We start from the raw sequence: 3,984 nt of genomic DNA on the forward strand, positions 1-3,984 counted from the left end.
CCTAACAACAGCATGCAGCGGACGGCGCTGCGCGCCGCCGCTGATGCTGGGCGTTAGACCGCGCCACGTTCGCCTCTGCCCCACCTGCCGCCAACGCGGAGGAAGTAAGCCATGGCTACATTCATTGCGACCGATCCCGAAGGGTATGAGCAGTACGTTGGCCGGGCAAGTCGGCGCCTCGCACCTACTTTGGTCGAGCACGCCAGAATCGCCGCGAACGAGCGGGTTCTGGACGTTGGATGCGGTACTGGCAACCTGACCATCGCACTCAGCGCCGTGGGGGCGTCAGTAACCGGGATCGATCTGTCGGCTCCCTATGTCGAGTTTGCACGTCGACGAGCAGCGGGCGCCAATGTCAACTTCGACATCGGGGACGCCCTGAACCTTCCCTATTCTGACGGCGCGTTCGATCGAACGCTGTCCATGCTCGCCCTGGATGTACTGCCAGACGCTACGCGCGGCATTGCTGAGATGCGCCGAGTAACCCGGCCAGGCGGTACCGTCATTGTGCTCGTGAACGACTTCCGTAGCGGTTGGACACCATTCAGTCTTCTTTGGGACACGGCGGCTGCCTTGGATCCACGGGCAGGCGCGGTACGCGATGAGATGGTATCGAAGCCGCTGGGCTGGCCGGGAGGGCTCGCCGCACTCTTTCACGCGGGCGCCTTCCTGAGTGTGAGCGAATCGCGGCTGAGTACGCTTTTCGAGTACGATTCATTCGAGGACTATTGGTCAACCTTCCTCACTGGCCAAGGGAAAACCGGCAGCTACGTGGTGAGCCTCGCCGAGGCACCCCGTAGAGAACTCGAGCAGCTCGTTCGGGCAGCCTATCTGTGTGGACTGCCCGACGGGCACCGTGCCTTCACAACTTGGTTCTGGGTCGTTCGGGGTACCGTCCCCGACGTTGCGTGAAACAACCAGTCCGCTCTCGGCGAGCCACCGCCCGAGTCATGAGCGCCTTTCGCGATGAAGACGCGGTCTAACCCGTCGTTCGAGGGGACGCTCGGCAAGCGTGGTTCCTCTTCTCAGCGCCGTGCCTCGCGCCCCTCAACTCTGCGTTAGGTGCCCGTGATCGCCATCTCCTCTACTTGCAGGAACGTCGGCATTTCGATTGCGCAGTCAGCTAAGGCGTTCCCTGCGCATGTCGGCCTCTCGTTGCTTGTCGTGGTCACGTTGCTCTGCGGTTGTGACTCAAGCCTGACTTCCGATCAAATTGCCGCAATAGGAAGAGTGGAGGCTGCAAAGGCTGCGTACTCACGCGCATTTCAGCCTCAGATGGACTCTCTCCAACGCTGCATGGACACAAGCAATGAGTCCTTTAAGCGCTGTATGGATGAAGGTCTGGTCAAACGCTGTGCCGACCGGTGTAAGGGAGGTTCCAAGGCGGGCAGCGATAAGCGGGTAGAGCTCGAACGCTGTGCCGATCGCTGCTTAGATGACGTTGGAGAAAGGCGGCTGGTCGCTGAGTCCTGCGTGCAGGGGCACGAGGACAAGGGCTCGTGCGGGAAGCAGTTGGCAGCAGCGCCGAAGCCATCAAGCGCAGACTACGACCTCGCACTAAAACTCTGCATTGACAAGGGCGTGCCAAGTGACCTCTGCACAGGCAAGCGGAAGTACAAGTAGTCCGGCAATAGAGCTGTAAGGGGACGCAGGTGAACGAACGCACCCGCGTACATTTCGAGACTATAGGGATCGAAGGCGTGCTCTCCGAGATTGCGGAAGGCAAGTTCGGTGCTGGGCCGTCCCTAGCGAAGTCTGAAGCGGAAGCTTGGGTGGCAGCAGAGCGTGCCAAGCACGATGGCGCCGCACTTTCGCGCAAGGAGGCTCGTGAAGAGGAAACCTTGGCAATTGCGCGGAAAGCTCTAAGTAACGCTCAACGAGCCACAATCATCGCCATTTTTGCGGTCGTCGTCAGCATCGCGCTGGCAGCGCAGAGGATTGTTGAATGGCTCTCACGTTGAGTACGCTGGCACCTAACTGCCGGTTGCAGGCGACGCGCATGAAGCCGCGCGCACCTGAACCGGAACGTTGGGCGTCATGGTTGTCGACCATCGATCCCGCCGAATGAGGTGTATCTGCTACAGTGGATTCGTAGGCGCGCACCTCTGAACGCAACGCTTGCAAATGCTATGGAAACTATGCCCACGACAAATCTGAAGCAAACCTTCTGCAGCTTCCGTGAGCGTTGCATCTGGCTTCAGACTTGCGTCAACACATTTGAGGCGCTGTATTCATCCAGCCACTGCGTTGAGAAACTGCTGAGAGAAACCGCACCAGCATTTTTTGGAGACCTGAACACAATATTGCAGGAGTACATTCTTCTGCAGATTTGTAATCTCACAGATCCGGCGGACAGCTATGACGCAACTCTGCGGCGTAAGGTTCCAAATCTGACCGTGGCGCATCTCAACGAACTTCTGAAGGCAGAAGGGCTGCTGACAGTTCAGATCGAGGCTGCCGCCAATAATCTTGCCCATTACAGAAACCTTGTCGAGCGCAGTCGCAACAAACTGATCTCCCATCTTGACAAGACTACGGTGTTGGCAGGCACTGTCCTGGGCGAACACGCCAGATCGGATATTGACGCATTCTTCGAGAATCTATATCAGTACTGTGATGGTGTCGGGAATTCAGTTCTAGAGGGACCGCTTGATTTCAGGGTAACTTCTGGTCCTGGTGATGTTATGGACGTTCTCAAATATTTGAACGGCGGGGTGTACCCACGTGACTAGCAATGCGCGGGACGTTTTGGCGATCTTCTTTAAACACGGTCCGAAAAATTATGTGGGTAGTGTCAGCATGCTAGGCACGAAGGGAATTGTGCGGATGAAATTCTTGCTTCGCCTTCTTGCCGTCCTTGCACTACTGACTGCCCACAGCCATTCCGAATCCGCCCAAGTTGTAGCCACGCAAGACAGTTGGGGCGATCCGCTAATCGAGATACGCGGAGAGATCGAAAGGGGAGATTTGGAAAAAGTGCAGCGGGCTGCTGCCGATATGGCTATCAAGAAAGTGTCGGTACTCCGGAAACCCTTGAAATTCCATCTCAACACGCCAGGCGGCGATGTCACCGAAGCAATGAAGATAGGGCGGTTCTTTCGTAACGTATTAGCGAGTGCGGAGAGTTACGGCAAGATCATTTTCGCTACGGGCAGCAAGGAGGAACAAGACCTGATCCTGAGTAAAGACCCAGCCAAAGCGCGAGACTACGTCGCGTTACCGCCGGACGTTCCACTCGCGGATAAGGACATCGTGAGGAACTACAGCGCCGGTGTCTTAATGTTTCTCGGCGCCGTCAAGAGAGCACACAGAGACAATTCGGATCAACGGCAGGGCTTCTACAAGAGTAAGACAATTCCCGTCATAGGCATTCATCGCCCGTACTTTTCCAAAGACCTGTTTGCAGCACTTTCTCCATCGCAAGCACAAGAGGCATATAGAGTTCTTGAGACAGCTGTTCGCGGCTATATGCTGGAAATGGGCGCCCCTCAATCCCTGGTGGATCGCATGTTTGTGAAGGCATCGAATGAGATTGAGCTGATTGCGGCAGATGAGTTCCGACGTCTATACAAAGAAGAAGAGTCTTTCTTACAAGAGTGGTTAATTGCCAAGTGTGGTGCAACCGGTGCTCAGTACGCCTTGAGTCCAACGGAGTACGCCGAGTTTAGGAAGATCGAAACTTGGCAAGTCAGGTCACGGATGCAAGACAAGTCTGCATCTGACAAGCCTGTTTTCTACGTCTATCCGAACCCAGATTTCCCAAGCCCCTACCCAGAGGGCCTTTACCGAAAGGTTCGCGCGTACAACGGCAAGGTGCACGTCTGCCGAGATTCCGCAGTCGTCAATCATCAGGTTGAATGGGCAAGGACGGTGAAGAGGTAAGGAGTTCCGTGCCCCAGTGCAAAGGTTGCGCATCGACTATGACGCCCAACCGCCGGTTGCAGGCGACGCGCATGAAGCCGCGCGCGCCTGAACCGGGACGTT

General features: G+C 56.5%; 4 protein-coding genes. All 4 read left to right on the forward strand.

Translation table 11 applies throughout. From position 1 onward, the window contains the following. Nucleotides 1-111 precede the first annotated feature (111 nt). The 4 genes from WD823_RS06155 to WD823_RS06170 all read left to right on the forward strand — a co-directional run bounded on the left by WD823_RS06155 (nucleotide 112) and on the right by WD823_RS06170 (nucleotide 3,882). Nucleotides 112-912 (forward strand): class I SAM-dependent methyltransferase, encoded by an 801-nt coding sequence (locus tag WD823_RS06155; protein ID WP_368428607.1) that lies wholly within the window; start codon nucleotides 112-114, stop codon nucleotides 910-912. A 740-nt stretch (nucleotides 913-1,652) separates the two neighbouring features. Then, nucleotides 1,653-1,961, forward strand: a complete 309-nt coding sequence (locus WD823_RS06160; protein ID WP_368428608.1) for a hypothetical protein — start codon at nucleotides 1,653-1,655, stop codon at nucleotides 1,959-1,961. A 177-nt stretch (nucleotides 1,962-2,138) separates the two neighbouring features. Continuing rightward, entirely contained in the window at nucleotides 2,139-2,732 is a 594-nt protein-coding gene (locus tag WD823_RS06165) for a hypothetical protein (protein ID WP_368428609.1), read from the forward strand. A gap of 94 nt (nucleotides 2,733-2,826) precedes the next feature. After that, nucleotides 2,827-3,882, forward strand: coding sequence for a hypothetical protein (locus tag WD823_RS06170; protein ID WP_368428610.1), 1,056 nt, complete (start codon nucleotides 2,827-2,829; stop codon nucleotides 3,880-3,882). Nucleotides 3,883-3,984 lie beyond the last annotated feature (102 nt).

The sequence above is a fragment of the Sulfuricaulis sp. genome (assembly GCF_040901545.1).
Classification (GTDB): domain Bacteria; phylum Pseudomonadota; class Gammaproteobacteria; order Acidiferrobacterales; family Sulfurifustaceae; genus Sulfuricaulis.

Excerpts from the sequence above, each read along its gene's own strand:
- WD823_RS06170 (WP_368428610.1), top strand. The coding sequence starts at position 2,827 with ATGAAATTCTTGCTTCGCCTTCTTGCCGTCCTTGCACTACTGACTGCC.
- WD823_RS06155 (WP_368428607.1), top strand. The coding sequence starts at position 112 with ATGGCTACATTCATTGCGACCGATCCCGAAGGGTATGAGCAGTACGTT.
- WD823_RS06165 (WP_368428609.1), top strand. The coding sequence starts at position 2,139 with ATGCCCACGACAAATCTGAAGCAAACCTTCTGCAGCTTCCGTGAGCGT.